Raw genomic sequence first — 23,244 nt, 5'->3', positions numbered from 1 at the left:
CCCTACGTCGTGCGCGGGCCGCCCCACGGGGGCGGCCACTCCATCGACCACCCTCGCAGGACGCACGCAAAGGGAACTCCGTCAAATCGGGCGTGTCACCGAAAAGCTTCCTCAATCCACGGCAAAGCTCTCAGATCGCCCAAGCACCGCACGAACGGACGCATCGCCCTAAATCCACCGACTCATTTCTTGACATCAAGATGAGCTTCCCAACGAACTCGGCAACCCCGGCGACAGAGCGACCGATTTTGGGGCCAATGCAACGCACGCGGTGTCATCGGACACAAGGGGATGTCCGGAATACGGCCCCGCACCCACGGGGTGCATTCGTTCATCCCTACCCACCCCGGCATCCCCACCAACATCCGAGTGGAATTTTCCGACTTTTCATGAAGGGCAATCCCAAAACAACTACAGAGCCCCCAGAATCAGGTGTTGCCTTATGCCCGTTTTGAGAGGTTCGATAGGGAGAATCCAGGCAAATACCAGGTCTTTGCACTCGCGCCTAGTGTGATGAGGATCACATTAATTATCCGGCCCCGGCACTCCGCCAAACCCCACTAGAGGCCTGACGATAGACAGTGGAGGGCACCGAAGCCGCAATCTGGACAGTTTCTGTTCCAGCTCTCCGTTAACTCCGCCTTGCGTTGGATTAACTTCCGATTATTTCCGCACGCGCCTCACCGCGTGTTACCTCATAACGCCCGAACCACGACAATTACGGTGTAGCCAGTGATCGGACGACTGCCCATCCTCGATATCTCTCCAGACAACGACCTAGGCCCGGTGAAAGCCGTTCCCGGAGAACGCTTCACCGTGGGCGCCACCGTGATCCGCGAAGGCCATGACTCCCTCGCCGCGGGCGTGGTCCTGCACTCCCCCAAGGGCCGCCGCGAGGCCCTGGTCCGCATGCGCGAGAAGGCCCCCGGAACCGACCGCTACGAGGCCGAGATCAGCCTGCCCCGCGAGGGGGACTGGTCGTTCTCGGTCGAGTCCTGGAGCGATCCCTTCACCACCTGGCTCCGCGTCGCCCGGGTGAAACTGCCCCTGGACACCGACACCGAACTCGTGCTGGAGGAGGGCGCCCGGCTGCTGGCCCGCGCCGGTCGCCGCGTCCCCCGCACCCCCGCCCTGACCAGCGCGGCCAAGACGCTGCGCGACACCTCCCGTACCCCCCTGGAACGCTTCGCGGCCGCCGTCACCGATGAGGTCCTGGCGGCGATGGAAGACAAACCGCTGCGCGAGCTGGTCACCAGGTCCAGGCGCACCAAGGTCGCGGTCCACCGCGAACGCGCCCTCTTCGGCTCCTGGTACGAGTTCTTCCCCCGCTCGGAGGGCGCCCAGATCGACACCGCCCCCGGCCAAGAGGTCTCCGGCACCTTCGCCACCGCCGCCAAACGCCTTCCGGCCATCGCCGACATGGGCTTCGACGTCGTCTACCTGCCACCGATCCACCCGGTCGGAAAGACCCACCGCAAGGGTCGCGACAACACGCTCCAGGCCGGACCGGGCGACCCCGGCTCGGTATGGGCGATCGGTTCGGCCGACGGAGGCCACGACGCCGTCCACCCGGAACTGGGCACCCTCGCCGACTTCGACGCCTTCGTCTCCGAGGCCGCCGAGCACGGCCTGGAGATCGCACTCGATCTGGCGCTCCAGTGCTCCCCCGACCACCCCTGGGTGGCCGAGCACCCCGAGTGGTTCAGCAAGCGCGCGGACGGCTCCATCGCCTACGCCGAGAACCCGCCCAAGAAGTACCAGGACATCTACCCGCTCTGCTTCGACAACGACTTCGAGGGCCTCTACAAGGAGTGCCTGAGGGTGGTCCGGCACTGGATCGACCACGGCGTGCGGATCTTCCGCGTCGACAACCCGCACACCAAGCCGGTCGCCTTCTGGCAGCGCCTGCTCGCCGACGTCGCCAAGCGCGACCCCGACGTGCTCTTCCTCGCCGAGGCCTTCACCCGCCCCGCGATGATGCGCGCCCTGGGACAGATCGGTTTCCACCAGTCGTACACCTACTTCACCTGGCGCAACGGCAAGGACGAGCTCACCGAGTACCTCACCGAGCTCAGCCGGGAGACGGCGCACGTGCTGCGGCCGAACTTCTTCGCCAACACCCCGGACATCCTCAACGCCTACCTCCAGGAGGGCGGCCGCCCCGCCTTCGAGGCGCGCGCGGTGCTCGCCGCGCTGCTCTCACCCACCTGGGGGATCTACTCGGGCTTCGAACTGTGCGAGAACACACCCGCCGCACCGGGCAGCGAGGAGTACCTGCACTCGGAGAAGTTCGAGTACCGGCCGCGCGACTGGGCCGCCGCCGACACCGCCGGCGAGACCATCGCACCGCTGATCACCAGGCTGAACGAGCTGCGCCGAGCCCACCCGGCCCTGCACGAGCTGCGCAACCTGCGCTTCCACCGCGTGGACCGGCCGGAGCTGATCTGCTTCTCCAAGCACCGCCCCGGAGCCCCCGGTGAGCCCGACGACGCCGTCATCGCCGTCGTCAACCTCGACCCGCACCACGCCCGCGAGGCGACGGTGCACCTGGACCTGCCGTCGATCGGCCGCACGTGGGAGGAGGACCTCAGGGTGACCGACGAGTTGACCGGCCGCGAATACACCTGGCGAGCGGACAACTACGTCCGCCTCGACCCGGCGACCGGACCCGCGCACGTGTTCACCGTCCACGGCAGATGACGGGCTCGGGCGAGGAGGGGGCCCGGCCGGAGCGCCGCCCCTCTCCCCCGCCCGCGAAGCCTGTGGATCCGACGTCGAACATTCTTGGTGGGGAGAAGTAGATGAGCAACGACGAGCCCGGACTCGGCGCGCCCGAACACGCCGAACACGGTCCGCTCGCCCCGGCCACCGGGGCCGCCACCGGCCCGCTCATGTCCTCCGGCGGCACCAGTGACCCCCACTGGTTCAAACACGCCGTCTTCTACGAGGTACTCGCCCGCGGGTTCTTCGATTCCAACGGCGACGGCACCGGCGACCTCGCCGGGCTCGTACAGAAACTGGACTACCTCCAGTGGCTGGGCATCGACTGTGTCTGGCTGCTGCCGATGTACGAGTCACCGCTGCGCGACGGCGGCTACGACATCTCCGACTACTTCAAGATCCTCCCGGAGTTCGGCAACACCGCCGACTTCGTGGAGCTCCTGGACGAGGCGCACCGCCGCGGCATCCGGGTCATCACCGACCTGGTCATGAACCACACCAGCGACCAGCACCCGTGGTTCAAGGCCTCCCGGGAGGACCCGGACGGCCCCTACGGCGACTTCTACGTGTGGTCGGACACCGACGACCGCTACGAAGAGGCCCGGATCATCTTCGTGGACACCGAGACCTCCAACTGGACCTACGACGAGGTCCGCGGCCAGTACTACTGGCACCGGTTCTTCTCCCACCAGCCCGACCTCAACTTCGAGAACCCGGCGGTGCAGGAGGCGATCCTGGAGGTCCTGCGCTACTGGCTGGACCTGGGCATCGACGGGTTCCGCCTGGACGCCGTGCCCTACCTGTACGAGCGTGAGGGCACCAACTGCGAGAACCTCAAGGAGACCCACGAGTTCCTCAAGCGGGTGCGCGCCGAGGTGGACCGCCTGTACCCGGACCGGGTACTGCTGAGCGAGGCCAACCAGTGGCCCTCGGAGGTCGTCGACTACTTCGGCGACTTCGAGTCCGGCGGCGACGAGTGCCACATGAACTTCCACTTCCCGCTGATGCCGCGGATGTTCATGGCGGTACGCCAGGAACAGCGGTTCCCGATCTCGGAGATCCTCGCCCAGACCCCGGAGATCCCCCGCAACTGTCAGTGGGCGATCTTCCTGCGCAACCACGACGAGCTGACCCTGGAGATGGTCACCGACGAGGAGCGCGACTACATGTACTCCGAGTACGCCAAGGAACCCCGCATGCGCGCGAACGTGGGGATTCGGCGGCGGCTCGCACCGCTTCTGGACAATGACCGGAACCAGATCGAGCTCTTCACCGCGCTGCTGCTCTCCCTGCCGGGCTCGCCGGTCCTGTACTACGGCGACGAGATCGGCATGGGCGACAACATCTGGCTGGGCGACCGCGACGCCGTGCGCACCCCCATGCAGTGGAACTCGGACCGCAACGCCGGGTTCTCCAGCGGCGACCCGGCCCGCCTGTACCTGCCGCTGATCCTGGACCCGGTCTACGGCTACCAGGCGCTCAACGTCGAGTCCCAGCGCGCCAACCCCGGTTCACTGCTGAACTGGACCCGCCGGATGATCCAGATCCGCAAGCGCCACCCCGTGTTCGGCACCGGGGAGTTCACCGAACTGAACGCCACCAACCCCAGCGTGCTGGCGTTCATCCGGGAGCACGGCGACGACCGCATGCTGTGCGTGAACAACCTCTCCAAGTTCCCGCAGCCCGTGGAGCTCGACCTGTCCCGCTACGCCGGGGTGAACCCGGTGGAGTGCGTGGGCGGGGTGCGATTCCCGGAGATCGGTGAGCTTCCGTACCTGCTCACCCTGCCCGGTCACGGCTTCTACTGGTTCCAGCTCCCGCCGGAGCGCACCCGTGAACCGCACCAGGAAGGCCACGAGGGCGCGCCTTCCTACGGACTGCCCGCGGCGGGGGTCAGCACCCGAGACGCCTTCGACACCGGTCACCGAACCACGGCCACCACGAAATCCGGCACCCGACCCGGGGGCGGTGGCGGGAAGGGATACAGGCCTCTCTGAGATGTCACAGCTCGAAGAACTCCTGGCAGTCTGGCTACCCCGTCAACGATGGTTCTCCGGTAAGGGGATCCCGATCCGGCAGGTCCGGATCGAAAGCAGGTACACCCTGGTCTCGGCCGGCCCCGGCGGACCCGACCTGAACATGCTCGTCATCCAGGCGGGGCAGCGCGGCCTCAGCTCCCGTTACCAGGTGCTGCTCGGCTCGCGCCCGCCCCGGTCCCTGCCCCCGAACCTGGCCCGCACCGCCATCGGCGTGTGCCAGGTCGCGGGCGGCCGCCCCCGGGTGGTCTACGACGCCGCGCACGACCCGCAGCTCACGGCGCTGCTGCTGGAACGGTTCACCACACAGGAGACCACCGGCCGACGCGGCCGGGTACGGTTCCGCACTCTGCCGGGCACCACCATCACCGCCTGCGGTCCGGGGCGCCTGCTGACCGGTGAGCAGTCCAACACCTCGCTGGTCTACGGACGCGACTACGTCCTCAAGACCTTCCGCAGGCTCTGGCCCGGCCACAACCCGGACCTGGAGCTGAACATGGCGCTGTCCGGTTCGCCGTACGTGGCGCGCCCGTGCGGGTGGATCGAGGCGGACCTGTCCGGCCATCGCGCACCGACCACGCTGGCCCTGCTGCAGACCTTCGTCCCGGACGCCACGGACGGGTGGGTGCTGGCCACGGAGAACGTCCGGACCCTGTTGGAGGGGGCGGAGGCCGACTTCAGCGAGGAGGCCGCCCGGCTCGGGCGGACCACCGCCGAGGTGCACAGTTCACTGGCGCGGGCACTGCCCACGGACGTGCTCTCGCCCTCGGCGGCGGCCGAGCTGGCCGACGCCATGGTGGAACGCCTGGCCATGGCCAGCGCGGAGGTGCCCGAACTGGCCGAGCACGCGCCCCGGGTGATGGAGGCCTACGCCGACTTCGCCCGGGTGGACGAGCCGCTGCCCATCCAACGCATCCACGGCGACTACCACCTTGGGCAGGTCATCCGGCCCGAGTCCGGGTGGGTGCTGCTGGACTTCGAGGGTGAGCCGACCGTCCCGGTGCGTGAGCGCCAGCGGCTGTCGAGCCCGCTGCGGGACGTGGCCGGGATGCTGCGCTCCTTCGACTACGCGGCCGGGTACCTGTTGGTCGGGCAGGACGAGGACCCTGAGCTGTCGTGGGCCGCGCGGTCCTGGGCCCGGCGCAACCGGGACGCGTTCTGCCGGGGCTACGCCGACGGCGGCGGGGCCGACCCGGAGAAGCACCTGACCGTGCTGCGCGCCTTCGAGTTCGACAAGGCCGTCTACGAGGTCCTGTACGAGGCGCGCAACCGACCCAACTGGCTCCGGGTTCCGCTGGAGTCCATCGCCACGGCGGCCAGCGGCGTCACCGCCGGATCAGGAACCACAGCGGCCGGCGCACCCCGGGTGCCCGGCTGAGTCCGGGGCGGCCGCCGTTCGCGCACGGCGGCCGCCTTCCGCGTCCCCCTGCTCGACCACCGCCCTCCCCGCCATCCGCACACCACAACCACGGAGTCGAATTGTCACCGCGCACGACCAACAAGTCCGCGACAGCCGACGAGCAACCGGCGGCAGCGGAGCCCGCGGCGGCGAAGAAGGCGCCCACCCGGAAGCAGCCCGCCCGGAAGAAGCCAGCCGAACAGAAGCCCGCGGCCAAGGCTTCGGCCGCCAAGACAGCCACCGCCGAGACAGCGACCGCGAAGACGGCGCCCAAGAAGACGGCCCCGAAGAAGGCGGCCGCGAAGAAGACGACGACCGCCACGACCGCGAAGGCGGCTCCCAGGCGGACCCGCACGCCCGCCGGGCTCTCCGCGGGCCTGGTCGCCGAGCTCGACCGGGTGGTGGACGGCTGGCACCACGACCCGCACTCCGTGCTGGGTCTGCACGGCCGCGACCTGCGCGTCCTGCGGCCCGGCGCGGTCGAGGTGGACGCCGTGCTGCCGGACAGCACCCGTGTCGGGCTCACCCACCGCCACCGCGGCGTGTTCGCCGCCCGGCTCCCGCAGAAGACCGAGGACTACCGGATCGCCGTCCGCTACGAGGAGGGCGGGCCCGAACTGATCGAGGCCGACGCCTACCGGGCGGCGCCCACCGTGGGCGAGTTGGACCTGCACCTGATCGGCGAAGGACGCCACGAGGAGCTGTGGCGGGCTCTGGGTGCGCACACCACGACCGTCGAGGGGCCCATGGGCGAGGTCTCGGGCACGGGCTTCGCGGTCTGGGCCCCGGACGCCCGGGGGGTGCGGGTGATCGGCGACTTCAACTACTGGAACGGAATCGCGCACCCCATGCGCAGCCTGGGTTCCAGCGGCGTGTGGGAGCTGTTCGTGCCCGGCGTGGGCGACGGCGACCTGTACAAGTTCCAGGTCCTGGGCGCCGACGGGCACTGGCGGGACAAGGCCGACCCGATGGCGCGGCGCACCCAGATGCCACCGGCGACGGCCTCCGTCGTCACCACCTCCGAGCACGTGTGGTCGGACGAGCAGTGGATGACCGATCGCAAGGGCTCGGAGCCGCACCGCGCGCCGATGAGCGTCTACGAGGTGCACCTGGGTTCCTGGCGGCCGGGGCTGGACTACCGCGAGCTGGCCGACCAGCTGGTGGAGTACGTCAGCGACATGGGCTTCACGCACGTGGAGTTCCTCCCGGTGGCGGGCCACCCCTTCGACGGTTCGTGGGGCTACCAGGTCACGTCGTACTACGCGCCGACCCCTCGCTTCGGTTCACCCGACGAGTTCCGGCACCTGGTGGACTCGCTGCACCGGGCCGGGATCGGGGTCTTCCTGGACTGGGTGCCCGCGCACTTCCCCAAGGACGAGTGGGCGCTGGCGCGGTTCGACGGCACGGCGCTGTACGAGCATCCGGACCCGCGGCGCGGTGAGCACCCGGACTGGGGGACGCTGATCTTCAACTACGGGCGGACCGAGGTGCGCAACTTCCTCGTGGCCAACGCCCTGTACTGGTTGGAGGAGTTCCACATCGACGGCCTGCGGGTGGACGCCGTGGCCTCGATGATCTACCTGGACTACTCCCGGGACTCCGGGCAGTGGGAGCCGAACCTGTTCGGCGGCCGGGAGAACCTGGAGGCGATCGACTTCCTCAAGGAGCTCAACACCACGGTCTACCGGCGCAACCCGAACGTGGCGATGATCGCCGAGGAGTCCACGGCGTACACGGGCGTGACCAGCCCGGTGGACCACGGCGGGCTCGGCTTCGGGCTGAAGTGGAACATGGGCTGGATGCACGACTCGCTGGAGTACGTGAAGAAGGAGCCGGTCCACCGCAAGTACCACCACAACGACATCACGTTCTCGATGGTCTACGCGTACAGCGAGAACTACGTGCTGCCGCTGTCCCACGACGAGGTGGTACACGGCAAGCAGTCGCTGTTCAACAAGCCGCCCGGCGACGAGTGGCAGCGTGCCGCCACGCTGCGGGCGCTGCTGTCGTTCATGTGGTCGCACCCTGGCAAGCAGCTGCTGTTCATGGGTGGCGAGATCGCCCAGGGCGACGAGTGGTCGCACGAGGCCGGGGTGCCATGGTGGTTGCTGCAGTTCGAGCACCACGCGGGGACCCAGAGGCTGGTCAAGGCGCTCAACGACGCCTACCGGCCCCGCTCGGCGCTGTGGTCCCTGGACACCGAGCCGGCTGGCTTCAGTTGGCTGGACGGCGGCGACCACGAGGGGAACACGCTCAGCTACCTGCGCCGGGGCGAGGACGGCTCGGTCCTGGCCTGCGCGGTGAACTTCTCACCGGTGCCCCGCCCGAACTGGCGCGTGGGCCTGCCCGCCGAGGGCCGGTGGACGTCGGTGCTCAACTCCGACGACCCCCGTTTCGGCGGATCCGGGTACGAGGCGCCGACCGCGGTCGAGGCCCAGCCGCAGGAGTGGCACGGACAGCCGTTCTCCGCGGAGATCACCCTGCCCCCGCTGGGCGCGGTCTGGTTCGAACCCGAACGCTGAACTGGGCACAGGCCCTGATCTGAGAGGCCCCGGGACGTTGTCCACAGGCAACGCCCCGGGGCTTTCGCAAGCCCCGCAACACAGGTCCAACCGGATTCGTCAGGGCCTTTCCGGCCCAGTCTCAGAGCAGCTTCTTCAGCTCCTCGTGCGTCCTGATACCCAGGCCCACCCATGAGGCCTAGCCCTGAGAGGACAAACTCCCCCATGCGCAGAATCGCCGCGCCGCTATTCCTTCCCCTGTTCTTGTTGGCCTCCGCCTGTGAAGCGCCCTCCGAAGCGGAACCGGCCGAGGAACCGGCCCAGGCGGCTGAGGCACCCAGCCCCTCCTTCAGCTTCTCCCTCACCAAGCGGGGAGCCCGAGCCTGAGGGTGTGCTCATCCCCGCCGGAATCAACATCAATTGCTCTACCAGGGGCAGCGGTCGTACCCGGGTGCTCGCCTGGGAAGAAGCCTGGCGTCCGGTTCCCCATGTCCGGATCGGAACCCGTGAGGTCATCAACCCGCCACGCGCGAACAAGCTGGAGGAGGAAGCCGCCAAGGTGGCCGAGTACTCCGGCACCCAGGATTACAGCGACCTCTACCTGTTCTGCCTTCGGGACCTGAGCGAGCACGAGATCACCACTGAGGCGCACGCAAAGGAGGTCCTCGGCGCCTTCTTGATCTGCCCGGAGCACCCCGACGCCGAAACGCTGTCAGAGACCGCCCAGAACCACCTGGACAACCCGCCTCCGCTTCCCCTGGGCAACGGCACCTACCGGGTCGGTGAAGACATCGAGGCCGGAACCTACGTCACCGAGAGCGGCGACCGACCCTTCAGAAACTGTTACTGGGAACGCACCGACGCCGACGGTGGAACGATCGACAATCACTTCTCCGCTTCGGCCACGCGCGTCGAGGTGACCATCCAGGCCTCCGACCACACCTTCACCAGTCGGGGCTGCGGTGTCTGGGAGAAGCAGTGATACGTAGGCCCGCCACCGAGTAGCGGGCGGCCGAACGGTTCCCCGTGGGAAAGGCCGGCGCGGGCGGGGCGGGGTTCGGTAGCATGCGGGGCATGACGCGGGTGTGCTTCACCATGATGAGCCGGATGATGATGTCGTCCGGCCTTCCCCGCGTGCTCTGACCAACCCTGTCCGCGGAAAGGCCCCACTGGGCCTTCCCGGCGGAGGGTTCCCGGCGGGGCCGGAAAAGGTTCCCGCCATGGATCGTTACTACGTCACCACCGCCATCCCTTACGTGAACGGCGCGCCGCACGTCGGGTACGCCCTGGAGCTCGTACAGGCCGACACACTAGCCCGGTACCACCGGGAGGCCGGCGACGAGGTACGGGCTCAGACCGGTACCGACGACAACGCTTTGAAGAACGTGCTCAGCGCCCGTGCGGCCGGTCTGGAGACCGCCGAGTACGTGGACCTGGTCTCCCGGCGCTTCCTTGATCTGGCCGGGCCGCTCGGGCTCTCGTTCGACGACTCCGTACGCACCGCCTTCGACCCGCGGCACCGGCCCGGGGTCGAGAAGCTCTGGAACGCCTGTCTGGAGCGCGGCGACCTGTACCGCCGGAGCTACACCGGGCTCTACTGCACCGGCTGCGAGCAGTTCTACTCTCCCGACGAACTCCCCGACGGTCTGTGCCCGGAGCACCGGACCGCCCCGGAGGAGGTCGCGGAGGAGAACTGGTTCTTCCGGCTCAGCCGCTACCAGGACCGGCTCCGGGAGCTGATCTCCTCCGGTGAGCTGCTCGTCGAACCCGACTTCCGCCGCCGGGAGGTACTCTCCTTCATCGAGTCCGGGCTGGAGGACTTCAGCGTCTCCCGCAGCGTGGAGCGCGCACGCGGCTGGGGCATCCCGGTCCCCGGCGACCCCGGCCAGGTCATCTATGTCTGGTACGACGCGCTGGCCAACTACATCACCGGCCCCGGCTACGGCACCGACCCCGAGGGACACGACCACTGGTGGACCCGCGCCGACCAGCGGGTGCATGTGATCGGCAAGGGCATCCTGCGCTTCCACGCGGTCTACTGGCCCGCCCTGCTGCTCTCGGCCGGGCTCGCCCTGCCCACCACGGTGCTGGTGCACGAGTACCTCACCGCCGACGGCGAGAAGATCAGCAAGTCGGCGGGCCGCTCCGTCGACCCCGTCGCCATCACCGAAAGCCACGGCACGGACGCGCTGCGCTGGTGGCTGCTGCGCGACGTCGGCCGCTCCGGGGACACCGACTACACCGAGGCCCGCCTGGTCACCCGGCACGACGAGGACCTGGCCAACACCATCGGCAACCTCGTCAACCGGACCGTGACCATGGTCGCCAAGTACCGCTCCGGGGTGGTCCCCGGGGCGGACTCCCGGACCGGGGAGCCCTCGCTTGCCAAGGCCCGGGCCGCCGCTGCCGAACAGGTGGACGCGGCCGTGCGCGCCTTCGACCTGCGGGCGGCCACCGGCGCCGTCGTCGCCCTGGCCGACGAGGGCAACCGGTACGTGGCCGACCACGAGCCGTGGGTACTGGCCCGCGCCGAGCGCACCGGACAGGCCGGTCCCGAGGCTCTGGACACGGTGCTCGGCGAGCTGGTGGCCACCTGCCGGGAACTGGCCCGGCTGCTGCGGCCCTTCCTGCCCGGCGCCGCCGCACGGCTCACCGCGCAGCTGGGCGGGGACGGCGACCGGCTGCCCCCGGCCGCACCGGTGTTCGGCAGGCTCGGCTGACCGGCCGGGCGGGTCGTCCCCGCCCGGCCGGTCTAGTTCTCGCGCTTGTGCCAGGTGGTCAGGCGGCGGACCGCCTCGTCGAGGACCTCGTCCTTCTTGCAGAAGGCGAAGCGCAGCAGGTGCCGGCCCTCCTCCTGGTGGTCGTAGAACACCTTGGCCGGAACCGCCGCCACCCCGGCCTCGCGGGGCAGGGCGCGGGCGACCTCCTCGCCGTCCAGGTAGCCCAGCGGCCGGATGTCGGCCATCAGGAAGTAGGTGCCCTCGCACACGTTCACGTCGAACCCGGTCGCGGTCAACCCCTCGGCGAGGCGGTCCCGCTTGTCCTGGAGCGCACGCCGCTGTCGCTGGATCCACTCCCACTCGTCGTCCATCGCGTCGGCGATGGCCAGCTGGAGGGCGCCGTTGGCGGAGAACGTGAGGAACTGGTTGACCGTGCGCACGGCGCGCACCAGCGGCTCGGGGCCGGTGACCCAGCCGGTCTTCCAGGCGGTGACCGCGAACATCTTGCCCACGGAGGAGATCGACAGGGTCCGCTCGCGCATGCCCGGCAGCGAGGCCAGCGGGACGTGCGGGCGGCCGTCGAAGGTGAGGAACTCGTACACCTCGTCGGTGACCGCGATCAGGTCGTGTTCCCGGCAGACTCGGGCGATCTCCGCCAGCTCGGCCCCGGTGAAGACCGTACCGGTGGGGTTGTGCGGGGTGTTGACCATGATCAGCCGGGTGCGCGGGGTGATCGCGGCACGGAGTTCGGCGGGGTCGAAGGTGAAGCGTCCGCTGGACGGGTCGCGACGCAGCGCGACGGGGCGGCGCACCCCGCCCGCGAGGGAGATCATCGCGGCGTAGGAGTCGTACATCGGCTCGAAGACGACCACCTCGTCCCCGCGCTCCACCAGTGCCAGCATCGAAGCGGCGATCCCGGCGGTGGCGCCCACGGTCACGTAGACCTCGGAGTCCGGGTCGAAGTCCAGCCCGTAGTGGCGGGAGCGGTAGCGGCTCACCGCCTGGCGAAGCTCGGGGCGCCCCGGGCCGGGCGGGTACTGGTTCACCCCCGCCATGATGTTGCGGGTCGCGCCTTCCAGGAGGGAGCGCGGCCCGTCGGTGTCGGGGAAACCCTGCCCGAGGTTGACGGATTCGGTCTCGACTGCCAGGCGAGTCATCTCGGCGAAGATCGTCTCGCCGTACTCGCGCATTCTCTCGATCAGCGGTTCTTCCACCCGTCGAGCGTATCCACACGCCTGCGCGAGGGCATCCCCCGCACCCCGGCTCCCGGTGGGCTCAGGCGCCGGACACGGCGAAGGCCCCCGGTCTCGTGGCGCCCAGTCCATCGCTGGGTGCAACGAGGCCGGGGGCCCGGCTTTGTCACTACCTACGGCAGCAGGAGGCTCAGCACGATCCAGACCACGGGACCCGCGATGAGCAGCGAGTCGATGCGGTCCATCAGACCGCCGTGGCCCGGCATGAACCGGCCCATGTCCTTGACCCCGAGGTCGCGCTTGAAGAGCGACTCGATGAGGTCGCCGACCGTGGCCGCCAGGACCACGGCCAGACCCAGGACCACGCCGACCCACCAGGGGCCGTCCAGCAGCAGGGTCACGCACAGCGCGCCCGCCACCGCACAGCCCACCACGGAGCCGCCGAAGCCCTCCCAGGTCTTGTTCGGGCTGATCACCGGCGCCATCTTGTGCCGACCCAGCAGGATCCCGGCGAAGTAACCGCCGATGTCGCTGGAGATCGTCACGACGATGAACACCACGAGCCGGTACTGACCGTCCTCGGGATGCGCGATGAGCAGCATCCACGTGGCGAGCAGGAACGGCAGGTACACCAGGACGAACAGGTTCGCCGACGCGTCGGCGACGAACCCCTCGGCCCCTCCCCTCAACCGCCAGGCCAGGCAGGCGATGGCGGTGGCGGCGGTGATGCCCGCCAGCCAGTCCGCCCCGCCGAAGTAGGCCCCGGCCTGCATGGCCACACCGCCCACGGCCAACGGGGCCACGGCCAGGGTCATGCCCTTGCCGCCGAACGCCCGGTTGAGCTCGCGGAGCCCGATCAGCACCCCCAGGGAGGTGATGATCGTGAACAGCTGCGGCCACGGAAAGATCGAGAAGTAGACGAGTGCGCCCAGGGCGCACCCGCTGGCGATGGCCACCGGGAGGTTGCGACCGGTCTTGACCGGTTCACCCCCCGGCTTGTGCAGCACGAAGCGCTGCCCGGCGGCCGTGTCCGCGGCGGGGTCGCCCGCCCCGGACGGGGGATTGTCGTCGGGTCTGTGCTCCGGCGAGTGGTCATCGCCTCCAGAGCCCTTGGAAGGTGTGCTCACCGGCTAAACCTCGAGAAGATCAGATTCCTTGTGCTTCAACAGCTCGTCGATGGCGGCGACGTACTTCTGGGAGAGCTCGTCCAGCTCGGCCTGGGCGCGGTGCGCCTCGTCCTCGCCGAGCTCGCCCGCCTTGACGCCCTTCTCGAAGCTGTCCTTCGCACGGCGGCGCACGTTGCGGATCGAGACCTTGCTGTCCTCGGCCTTGGTGCGCGCGACCTTCACGTACTCCTTGCGGCGCTCCTCGGACAGGTCCGGGAAGACCACGCGGATGACCTGGCCGTCGTCGGAGGGGTTGACGCCCAGGTCGCTGTTGCGGATCGCGTTGATGATCTCGGTGCGCGCGTTGACGTCGAACGGGGAGATGACGACCATCCGCGGCTCGGGCACCGAGAAGGAGGCCAGCTGGTTGATCGGCGTGCGGGCACCGTAGTAGTCGACGGTGATCTTGTTGAAGGTGGCCGGGGTGGGGCGGCCGGTGCGAATCGTCGCGAAGTCCTCCTTCGCCACGGTCACGGCCTTCTCCATCTTCTCCTCGGCCTCAAGGAGGGTTTCTTCGATCATTGTGGCGCTCCCGGGTTCTCGGCTGGGTGTTCGTGGCTTACTGTCGCGTCCGACCGGTCCGCCGCCTAGGCGGGGGCCGGACCGACGATGGTGCCGATCTTCTCACCGCGGACCGCGCGCAGGATGTTGCCCTGGCTCATGAGGTCGAAGACGACGATGGGCAGCCCGTTGTCCATGCACAGGCTGACGGCCGTGGCGTCCATGACCTTGAGGCCGCGGGTGAGGACCTCGTTGTAGTTGAGCTTGTCGAACTTGACCGCGTCCGGGTTGCGCTGCGGGTCGGCGTCGTAGACGCCGTCGACCTGGGTGCCCTTGAGAACCGCCTGGGCGCCGATCTCCAGCGCGCGCTGGGCGGCGGTGGTGTCGGTGGAGAAGAACGGTGCTCCGAGACCGGCGCCGAAGATGACCACGCGGCCCTTCTCCAGGTGGCGGATGGCGCGGCGCGGGATGTAGGCCTCCGCGACCTGGCTCATGTGGATCGCGGTCTGCACGCGGGTGTCCACGCCCAGGCGCTCCAGGAAGTCCTGGAGGGCCAGGCAGTTGATGACGGTGCCGAGCATCCCCATGTAGTCGGCACGGCCGCGCTCGATCCCGCCTTCGGTGAGCTGCGCTCCGCGGAACATGTTGCCGCCGCCGACGACGACGGCGACCTGGATCCCCTCGGAGACCGCCTCCGCGATGGACTCCGCCACGTACTGGACGACCTCGGGCTCGATACCGAGCCCGCCGCCACCGGCGAAAGCCTCCCCCGAGAGCTTGAGCATGACGCGTTTCCAACCGGAATCGTGCATGGCGGGTTGGCTGGTCAACGCTTCGTTCTCCGACACGGCCTGTGGCCTCCCTTGTTCTCCCCGAGTGGCACAGGGTCCCCCGAGTACTCCTGCTGCGGGCGGACGAGGCATCCAGCGCCTCGAATCCGCCCATATCCACCAGAAGGTGCCGGGGAGAGAAGTCTCCCCGGCACCTCCATCATGTCAAAACCCCTAGGCCTGGCCGACCTTGAAGCGGACGAAGCGCTTGACGGTGACGCCGGCCTCGTCGACGACCTTCTGGACCGTCTTCTTGTTCTCCTTGACGAACGGCTGGCCGAGCAGCGTCACGTCCTTGAAGTAACCGTTGAGACGGCCTTCCACGATCTTGGGGATGGCCTGCTCGGGCTTGCCCTCCTCGCGGGTGGTCTCCTCGGCGATGCGGCGCTCGTTGGCCACGACCTCAGCGGGGACGTCGTCCTTGCTGATGTACTGCGGAGCCAGAGCGGCGATCTGCTGGGCGAGGTCCTTGCCGACCTCTTCGTCCTTCTTGTCCAGCTCGACCAGGACGCCCATGGTCGGGGGCAGGTCCGGGTCGGACTTGTGCAGGTAGCTCGCGACGAAGGCGCCGTCGAACTTGGCGATGCGACGGAACTCGAGCTTCTCGCCGATGATCGCGCTCTTGCCCTCGATGTAGGCCTGGAGGCTCTTGCCCGGCTCGATCTCGGCGGCGGCGACGACGGCGATGTCGTCGCTGTCCTGGGCGACGACGAAGTCGGCGACCTCGTTGGCCAGCGCGATGAAGCCGTCGTTCTTGGCGACGAAGTCGGTCTCGCAGTTGAGCTCGATGAGGGTGGCCTTGCCCTCGCTCTGCTGCTTGAGGACGACCATGCCCTGGGCGGCGGTGCGGTCAGCGCGCTTGTCGACGGACTTGGCGCCCTTGATCCGCAGGGCCTCGACGGCCTTGTCGTAGTCGCCGTCGGCCTCGGTCAGGGCCTTCTTGCAGTCCATCATGCCGGCGCCGGTCGCGTCGCGCAGCTTCTTGACGTCCGCGGCGGTGAAGTTCGCCATGACTGTTCTCGGATTCCCTTGGAGTGAAGTCTGATCTGGCAGTGGAACGGCCCGGGTGAGTACCGCGCGGGCCGCCCCGCCCACAGGGGCGGGGCGGCACACAGGCGACGGTCTTCCCGGGCCGCTGAGTTCCCGGAAGGAACCGCTGACTACTCGGCGGCCTTGTCCTCGGCCGGAGCCTCGGGGGCCTGCTCGGGGGCGTCCACCGGGGAGTCCTCGGCGGTGGCCTCGGCCGGAGCCTCAGCGGCGACCTCGGCGGCCGGAGCCAGGGTGGCGGTCTCGGCCGGAGCCTGCTCGGCGGCGGCCTCGGCGGCAGCCGTCTCGCTCTTGCCCTCGAGGAGCTCGCGCTCCCACTCGGCCAGGGGCTCCTCGGCGGCCTTCTCCTCGGTCGCGCCGGAGGCGCCGGAGCGGACCAGCAGACCGTCGGCGACGGCGTCAGCGACGACGCGGGTGAGCAGGCTGACGCTGCGGATGGCGTCGTCGTTACCCGGGATCGGGTAGTCGACCTCGTCCGGGTCGCAGTTGGTGTCGAGGATCGCGACGACCGGGATGTTCAGCTTGCGAGCCTCGCTGATCGCGATGTGCTCCTTCTTGGTGTCCACGATCCACACGGCGCTGGGCACGCGGGACATGTCGCGGATACCGCCGAGGGTGCGCTCGAGCTTGTCCTTCTCACGGCGAAGGTTCAGCAGCTCCTTCTTGGTGAGCGCGGAGCCGGCGACGTCGTCGAAGTCGATCTCCTCCAGCTCCTTGAGGCGCTGGAGCCGCTTGTGCACGGTGGAGAAGTTGGTGAGCATGCCGCCCAGCCAACGCTGGTTGACGAAAGGCATGCCGACGCGGCGGGCCTGCTCGTCGATGGCCTCCTGCGCCTGCTTCTTCGTACCGACGAACAGGATGGTGCCACCGTGGGCGACCGTCTGCTTGACGAACTCGTAGGCGCGGTCGATGTACGCCAGCGACTTCTGGAGGTCGATGATGTAGATGCCGTTGCGCTCGGTGAAGATGAAGCGCTTCATCTTGGGGTTCCAGCGACGGGTCTGGTGCCCGAAGTGGACGCCGCTCTCCAGGAGCTGGCGAATTGTCACGACTGTGGCCATGACCTGGTCCTCCTCGCGGTGGCGGATGCTTTCTCCGCCGTCGGTTGATCCTGACGCCCCGGCCGTACCGCCACCCCGCCGAAGCGGTGTGGACCGTGGGTGCGGCCCCTCCCGGAGGAGGCGGGTGGGCGTGCGTATTGTGGGTTGGCCCTACGGGCCACGGATGATTCTATCCTCCGCCGGACACACCACGGAACAGCCTTGTGTCCAGGCAGATCTCCGAGAGCGCGACACCCGCCCGGAGGGTTCGGGCGGGGGTTGTCCACAGGCCCGGTCCTCCTCTGGCGAAGGGCGCCCGGCGAGCGCATTCTGGACTCATGGGAATCCGCCGCATCTGGCACCTCCTGCTGTCGCTCTCGCTCCTGCTCTTCCCCGTTTTCCCTCACCGAACCGCGCTTGCGGCGACCTCGCCCGAGCCCTCCTGGCGCTGGCCGGTGGACCCTCCCGTGGAGGTCCTGCGCCGCTTCGACCCGCCCGCGCAGCGCTGGCTACCGGGCCACCTGGGCGTGGACCTGGCGGCCCGCCCCGGCCAGCCGGTCCATCCGGCGGGCCCGGGCCGGGTCCGCTTCGCCGGACGGGTCGCCGGTGTGGGCGTGGTCAGCGTCTCGCACGGCGACCTGCGCACCACCTACCTCCCGGTGGACCCCGCCGTCAGCCGGGGGGACCCGGTCGGCGACCAGCCCCTGGGCACCCTGTCCGCCGCCCCGCGGCACTGCCCGCACCGCCCCTGCCTGCACTGGGGCCTGCTCCGCGACACCACCTACCTCGACCCCCTGGGCCTGGTGGGCCAGGGGGAGGTCCGTCTGCTCCCGCTGGGCCCGTCACCGCTGACGCGGGCGGCGCCGGAGCAGCTCAGGCGCGGGGGTGGGCCTGTTGGTAGGCGCTGCGCAGGCGGTCCACGGAGACGTGGGTGTAGATCTGGGTGCTCCGCGGGCTGGAGTGGCCCAGGAACTCCTGGACGCTGCGCAGGTCCGCTCCGCCGTTCAGCAGGTGGGTGGCGGCGCTGTGGCGCAGGCCGTGCGGGGCGCTGTCCAGGCCCGCCGCCCGGAGGTGGGCGTGCACGTCCTCACGGGCCTGGCGCACACCCAGGCGACCGCCGCGGGCACCCAGGAGGAGGGCGGATCCGCTGGTACCGGCGGCCAGTTCCGGGCGGCCCCGGGCGGTCCAGGCGTCCAGGGCGTCCAGGGCCGGGACGCCGACCGGAACCGTGCGCTCCCGGCCCCCCTTGCCCAGTACCCGGACGGTGTTCCGGGAGCGGTCGAGGTCGTCCAGGTCCAGGGCGCACAGCTCGGCGACCCGGATACCGGTGGCGTAGAGCAGTTCAACGACCGCGTGGCGGCGCAGCTCCACCGGGCTCCGCGGCACGAAGCCCTCCAGCGCGGCCGCCGCCTGTTCCTCGTCCAGTACGGCGGGCAGGGAGCGCTGCTGGCTGGGCGCGGCCAGGCGGGGGCCCGGGTCGGTGGCCAGGACCCCCTCACGGTGCAGGAGGCGGGTCAGGGCGCGCACCGCCGCCACCCGGCGGGCCACGGTGGAACGGCTCGCCCCAGTGGACCTCGCCCGGGAGAGCCAGGCGCGGATGAGGGGGACGTCCAGGTCGGCCGGGGTGTGGCCGCGGGAGTCGAGATCACGCAGGAGGGACCTGACGTCGGCCAGGTAGCCGCGCACGGTGTGCGGGGACCGGCCCAGCTCGCTGGACAGGTGCGCGGCGAAGCGTTCCAGGACCCCGACGGAGGGTTCGGGGGCGCTCAAGCGTTCTCCCTGGGCAGGCAGGCGACGGCGTCGATCTCCACCAGGAAGCGCGGGTCGACCAGGCCGCTCACCTCCACCAGGCTGGCCGCGGGGCGGTGTCCGTCGGGCAGGGAGTCCAGGAGCGCGGAGCGGAACTCGTCCAGATCGGCGATGTGCCGGAGGTAGTAGGTCAGTTTCACCACGTGGCCCAGGTCGGCCCCGTGGCGGGCCAGGACGGCCTCCATGTTCCGGAAGATCTGCCGGGTCTGCCCGCCCGCGTCACCGACGACACCGCCGTCGGGGGCCTGCGGGACCTGTCCGGAGACGAACAGGAGCGGGCCGTCGGCCACCAGGGCGTCGCTGTACGGTTTGGCCATGGCTGGACCGTACCCAAGGCGTGCCCCGGGTATCCCCCGGAGCAGCTTCGTCGGCCGAGGCCCGCGCCGCCCCCTCTCGCCACACTCACTGGACCAAGGCCCCGGCCAGCGGTTTCCTGGGAGTCTGCTGCCGGTGGGTGCGCGTGCCACCGGGCGCGGCGGTCCCGCCTGGCGGATCCGTCGACATCCCGGGGGTCTCAGCGGCCGAGCGGAACAGCGCAGAAAACCCGCACCCCTGACAGCGGACGAGAAAGTCCTTTCCCGCGGAGGAAAGGAACCGTGTTAATGGGAAGCGGAATCTTTCGAAACCTTTCAGAAACCATTCGCCCGTGGGGCCGGAGCCGCTCTCAGCCCCACGGGTCGACGGGTCGCGTCCGTTAGGCGGCACTCGGTTCCCAGTGGCCGTCGAGGGCGTCGGAGGTGATCAGCAGGAGCTGGCCGTCAGCCCGCAGGATCGCCTCGTGCAGTCTCCGCAGGACCGAGGTGGGGTCGATGCCCAGTTCCCGGGCGAGCCGGATCCGGGCCGCACGATAGACCTCCAGCGCCTCGGCCTGACGACCCGACCTGTACAGCGCGAGCATCAGCAGCGCCAGCAGCCGCTCACGGTAGGGGTGGGCGGAGGCGAGCTCCGCGAGCTCGGGCACCAGCCGGGCGTGGTGCCCTCTGTCCAGGTCGATTTCGAGCCGCTCCTGACTGGCCATGAGCCTGAGTTCCTCCAGCCGCCTGATCTCGTTCCCCACGATGCCGCTGTTGGGAACGTCGGAGTAGGGCCTGCCCCGCCACAGCCCCATGGCCCGGCTGTGCAGTTCGGCGGCCTGCTGCAGCTCGCCCTGGCTTCGAGCCCTCAGGGCGAGGGCCACGGTGGTCTCGAAATACCTCGCGTCGACCTGGGCGCTGCACAGCTCCATGCGGTAACCGAGGCCGTCCCGCGCCAGACGTCCGCTGTCGCCCAGGGCCTTGCGCAGCCGGTGCACGTACACCTGCAGGGTGCTGCGGGCGCCGCCCGGCGGGTCCCCGTCCCAGAGGGCCTCGGCCAGTTCGTCCAGGGAGAGGCGGTGGCCGCCCTGGCTCAGCAGTACCGCCAACAAACGCCGCAGCATGGGGTTCGGAGGTCAATCGGGACGCCGTCCCGATAAATCACGAGCGGGCCGAGAATGCCGAACTCAATCACGTCGCCTCCTGTCGGGAGATGCTTTACCCAACTCCATGTGTCCGGAACAGGCCAGCCTGCTTATCACTTTCCATGTCCAGTCATCGCCGGTGGTGACGTTTTGCACGTGAAGAAAATATGGCGAATACCCCTTACAGTGCAACCGGGCAGTAATCCAGGTGTAAGTGGTTTCACCCATGCTGGGGCAGCGCCGACCGAATCCCGGGAAGAAAGTGCGAGATGAACGCTAACGGGCGGCCCGCCGCTCCCCCAGAAACATCGGCACCCTCCCCCCTGTGGTTGCCGATGACCTCGATGAACATGTTCGAACGCGGAGGAACCACCCTCGTGTCCGGTGAGGGAGTGCGCGTCCGGGACGACGCGGGCAACAGCTACCTCTCCGCGACCTCGGGCCTGTGGAACGTGACCTGCGGTTGGAACCACCCCGTGATCGTCGACGCCGTCACCGAGCAGCTGCGCCGGTTCTCCTACGGGACGCTGTTCCGTTACGACCACGACGTCGCCCGTACCCTCGCGGCGCGACTGCTGGACATCGCCCCCGGCCGCTTCGACCGGGTCTACTTCTCCAGCTCGGGGTCCTCCGCCAACGAGACCGCGGTCAAGGTGCTGCGCCGTTACCGCAGCCTCATCGGCCAGCCCGAACGACGCCTGGTCGTCTCCTTCGACACCCACTCCTGGCACGGCACCGGCATCGGCGCCATGGCCATGACCGGCGAGGAGCTCGACCAGGAGGAGTACGGGGTCGACCGCCGCTGGAACCGGCTGCTCCCCTTCCCCGACCCGTTCGCCGCCGAGCGAGGGCTGGGACCGGACGAGGCGGCCTGCCGAGAGGCACTGGCTGAACTGGAACGCACCGAGGGCGAGCGGGTGGCGGCGGTCATCGTCGAGCCGATCCTCTGTTCGGGCGGCGTGCTCATGCCGCCGGAGGGCTTCCTGGAGGAGGTCGCCGCGGCCACCGAACGCATGGGCGCCCACCTGATCGTCGACGAGGTGGCGACGGGCTTCGGCCGCACCGGAAGAATGTTCGGGGCCGAGCACACCGGCATCCGGCCCGACGTGGTCACCATGTCCAAGGGGATCAACAGCGGCTACCTCCCGTTGGCCGCCACGCTCTTCCCCGCCGACGTCTACGAGGCCTACGAGAGCTCGGGGGCCTACCTCACCCACGGTGAGACCCAGTCCGGCAACCCCGCCGCCTGCGCCGCCGCGCTCGCGACGCTGGAGGTCGTGGAGAAGGAGAACCTGGTGCGGCGATCGGCCGAGGCCGGGGCCCGGTTGCGCGAGCACCTCGACTCCCTCCTCCAGCTCGACATCGTCGGCGAGGTTCGCGGTGAGGGTCTGGCCCTGGCCGTGGAACTGGTGCGGGACTCCCGGAGCCGGGAACCGCTGTCCCCGATGGAGATGGCGATGGTCAGCCATCTGTGCCAGCGCAACGGCCTCCTGGTCCACCTGAGCCGCCGCTGCCTCCTGCTGTTCCCCCCGCTCGTGGTCACCGACGCCGAGGTGGACGAGATCGCGGCCAGGCTGACCGGAGCGCTGAAGGCGGTGAGGTCGCGATGACCGGTACGGACTCGGGGACCAACCCGCACTGGTGGGTGCCCACCCGGATCGACTTCGGTGCCGGCCGCCTGCGCGACGTACCGTTGGAGGTCGAGCGGGCCGGCCGCCCGGTCGCGGTCGTCGTCGACGAGCGCGCCGAGGCGGCAGCTCCCGGGATCGCACCGCTGTTGCAGCGTCTCTCACCCGAACTGCTCATCCGCCGCGCGGCCAGCACGCCGACCCGGCAGGAGGCGGAGGAACTCTCCGAGCGCCTCCGGGAGTCCGGTGTGCGCTCCGTCTGCGCGATCGGCGGCGGAACGGTGCTGGACCTGGCCAAGGCGGCCGCTGCCGCAGCCGCACTGCCAGGGCTGCTCTCGGGGTGGCAACCCGGCGGTGGATTCGTCCTCCCCCAGCCCGTGACGCGAGGCGGTCTGCCGGTGGTGGCGGTACCCACCACCGCGGCGACCGGTAGCGAGGTCAACGCCAAGGCGAGCCTGGCCGACGGCGGGGACCGCCGCTTCCTGGTCCACTGGTCCCTGTTCCCCAGGGTCGCGGTGATCGACCCGATGCTGCACACCTCACTGCCGCCCGCCCTGACCGCGGAGGGGGCCCTGGAGACGGTCGCCCGGCTCCTGGTCCCCATGGTGTCGGACCCGCCCACCACGGCGCTGCCCGACGAGGTCGCGATCGGCCAGATCAGGGCGGTGGTCCCGGCCGCCGACCGGGCCCTGGCCGACGGCGACGACCTGGAGGCCCGGGGCACGATCGCGCTGGCGGCCAGCGTCAGCACGTTCACCGTTCACCAGATCGGCCGCCACCAGCACTCGTTCTGGATCTGGTACCCGACGAACACGCTCACCGCGCACGGCCTGCGCAAGGGCCCGGCCCTGGGTGTGCTGCTGACCCGGTGGGCGCGCCTGGTCGTCGACGGCGACAAGCTGGCCGGGCACGCGGACCGGCTCGCGGAGCTGGGCGGCCGGGCGCTGGGCCTCACCGGGGCCTCGGCCACCCCGGCGGAGGCCGCCGACGCCCTGGTCGGCCTGCTGCGCCGGTGGGGATTCCCCACCGAGTTCGGGGAGCTGGGCCTGGACGCCACCGCCGAGGAACTGACCGAGCAGACGTGGCGTGCCTGGTCCGAGCCGCTGCAACCGAGGACCAGGGAGCAGGTGCGCTGCCTCTTCGAGGGGGCCTGACGCACCCCGCGCCCGCCGGGGCGTCGGGGTCGGTCATCACCCACCGATCCCCGACGCCCTC

General features: G+C 69.7%; 17 protein-coding genes and 1 pseudogene. 9 read left to right on the top strand and 9 right to left on the bottom strand.

Going from position 1 to position 23,244, the window contains the following annotated elements; translation table 11 throughout:
• The first annotated feature begins 732 nt into the window (after positions 1–732).
• The 6 genes from HNR07_RS32020 (at position 733) to metG (ending at position 11,377) form a co-directional block, all read left to right on the top strand.
• A complete protein-coding gene (locus tag HNR07_RS32020) occupies positions 733–2,700 on the top strand; it encodes an alpha-1,4-glucan--maltose-1-phosphate maltosyltransferase (protein ID WP_184370152.1) in 1,968 nt (655 codons plus the stop codon).
• 101 nt (positions 2,701–2,801) lie between these two features.
• On the top strand, positions 2,802–4,718 hold the full coding sequence (gene treS / locus HNR07_RS32015; protein ID WP_184370149.1) for a maltose alpha-D-glucosyltransferase: 1,917 nt from the start codon (positions 2,802–2,804) through the stop codon (positions 4,716–4,718).
• Between the two features lies 1 nt (position 4,719).
• On the top strand, positions 4,720–6,135 hold the full coding sequence (locus tag HNR07_RS32010) for a maltokinase N-terminal cap-like domain-containing protein (RefSeq protein WP_184370146.1): 1,416 nt from the start codon (positions 4,720–4,722) through the stop codon (positions 6,133–6,135).
• 398 nt (positions 6,136–6,533) lie between these two features.
• On the top strand, positions 6,534–8,678 hold the full coding sequence (gene glgB, locus HNR07_RS32005; RefSeq protein ID WP_221320072.1) for a 1,4-alpha-glucan branching protein GlgB: 2,145 nt from the start codon (positions 6,534–6,536) through the stop codon (positions 8,676–8,678).
• 370 nt (positions 8,679–9,048) lie between these two features.
• Positions 9,049–9,639 carry a hypothetical protein gene (locus tag HNR07_RS32000; protein ID WP_184370143.1) on the top strand — a complete coding sequence of 197 codons (591 nt, stop codon included), beginning with the start codon at positions 9,049–9,051 and terminating at the stop codon, positions 9,637–9,639.
• A gap of 238 nt (positions 9,640–9,877) precedes the next feature.
• Positions 9,878–11,377, top strand: coding sequence for a methionine--tRNA ligase (metG, locus tag HNR07_RS31995; RefSeq protein ID WP_184370140.1), 1,500 nt, complete (start codon positions 9,878–9,880; stop codon positions 11,375–11,377).
• A gap of 32 nt (positions 11,378–11,409) precedes the next feature.
• On the opposite strand, the gene HNR07_RS31990 is transcribed toward metG, so the two are convergent.
• The 6 genes from HNR07_RS31990 to rpsB all read right to left on the bottom strand — a co-directional run bounded on the left by HNR07_RS31990 (position 11,410) and on the right by rpsB (position 17,175).
• Positions 11,410–12,591 (bottom strand): pyridoxal phosphate-dependent aminotransferase, encoded by a 1,182-nt coding sequence (locus HNR07_RS31990; RefSeq protein ID WP_184370137.1) that lies wholly within the window; start codon positions 12,589–12,591, stop codon positions 11,410–11,412.
• Positions 12,592–12,743: 152 nt separating this feature from the next.
• Positions 12,744–13,697: a phosphatidate cytidylyltransferase gene (locus tag HNR07_RS31985; protein WP_184370134.1), complete on the bottom strand. Its 954-nt coding sequence runs from the start codon at positions 13,695–13,697 to the stop codon at positions 12,744–12,746.
• Positions 13,698–13,700: 3 nt separating this feature from the next.
• Entirely contained in the window at positions 13,701–14,258 is a 558-nt protein-coding gene (gene frr / locus HNR07_RS31980; RefSeq protein ID WP_184370131.1) for a ribosome recycling factor, read from the bottom strand.
• 65 nt (positions 14,259–14,323) lie between these two features.
• A complete protein-coding gene (gene pyrH, locus HNR07_RS31975) occupies positions 14,324–15,049 on the bottom strand; it encodes a UMP kinase (RefSeq protein ID WP_221320070.1) in 726 nt (241 codons plus the stop codon).
• A gap of 192 nt (positions 15,050–15,241) precedes the next feature.
• Positions 15,242–16,078 carry a translation elongation factor Ts gene (tsf, locus tag HNR07_RS31970; RefSeq protein ID WP_184370125.1) on the bottom strand — a complete coding sequence of 279 codons (837 nt, stop codon included), beginning with the start codon at positions 16,076–16,078 and terminating at the stop codon, positions 15,242–15,244.
• 149 nt (positions 16,079–16,227) lie between these two features.
• The gene (gene rpsB / locus HNR07_RS31965) at positions 16,228–17,175 is read right to left on the bottom strand and encodes a 30S ribosomal protein S2 (protein ID WP_184370122.1); all 948 of its coding nucleotides are present in this window, start codon (positions 17,173–17,175) and stop codon (positions 16,228–16,230) included.
• Positions 17,176–17,492: 317 nt separating this feature from the next.
• Here rpsB and HNR07_RS31960 point away from each other — a divergent pair.
• Positions 17,493–17,888, top strand: a pseudogene (locus HNR07_RS31960) (peptidoglycan DD-metalloendopeptidase family protein); the annotation flags it as partial.
• Positions 17,889–18,027: 139 nt separating this feature from the next.
• Here HNR07_RS31960 and HNR07_RS31955 read toward each other — a convergent pair.
• The 3 genes from HNR07_RS31955 to HNR07_RS31945 form a co-directional block, all read right to left on the bottom strand.
• Positions 18,028–18,924: a tyrosine recombinase XerC gene (locus HNR07_RS31955; RefSeq protein ID WP_184370119.1), complete on the bottom strand. Its 897-nt coding sequence runs from the start codon at positions 18,922–18,924 to the stop codon at positions 18,028–18,030.
• Entirely contained in the window at positions 18,921–19,280 is a 360-nt protein-coding gene (locus HNR07_RS31950) for a RidA family protein (RefSeq protein ID WP_184370116.1), read from the bottom strand. The genes HNR07_RS31955 and HNR07_RS31950 overlap by 4 nt, the downstream gene beginning before the upstream one ends.
• A gap of 377 nt (positions 19,281–19,657) precedes the next feature.
• Positions 19,658–20,380 carry an AfsR/SARP family transcriptional regulator gene (locus HNR07_RS31945; RefSeq protein WP_184370113.1) on the bottom strand — a complete coding sequence of 241 codons (723 nt, stop codon included), beginning with the start codon at positions 20,378–20,380 and terminating at the stop codon, positions 19,658–19,660.
• A gap of 356 nt (positions 20,381–20,736) precedes the next feature.
• Here HNR07_RS31945 and HNR07_RS31940 point away from each other — a divergent pair, with 356 nt between their 5' ends.
• Positions 20,737–22,011, top strand: a complete 1,275-nt coding sequence (locus HNR07_RS31940) for an aminotransferase family protein (RefSeq protein ID WP_184370110.1) — start codon at positions 20,737–20,739, stop codon at positions 22,009–22,011.
• The gene (locus tag HNR07_RS31935; RefSeq protein ID WP_184370088.1) at positions 22,008–23,183 is read left to right on the top strand and encodes an iron-containing alcohol dehydrogenase; all 1,176 of its coding nucleotides are present in this window, start codon (positions 22,008–22,010) and stop codon (positions 23,181–23,183) included. The genes HNR07_RS31940 and HNR07_RS31935 overlap by 4 nt, the downstream gene beginning before the upstream one ends.
• Positions 23,184–23,244 lie beyond the last annotated feature (61 nt).

This window comes from Nocardiopsis metallicus, from assembly GCF_014201115.1.
Classification (GTDB): domain Bacteria; phylum Actinomycetota; class Actinomycetes; order Streptosporangiales; family Streptosporangiaceae; genus Nocardiopsis; species Nocardiopsis metallicus.
Note: the sequence above shows the minus strand (reverse complement) of the source record. Positions and strands in the feature narration are given on the sequence as shown.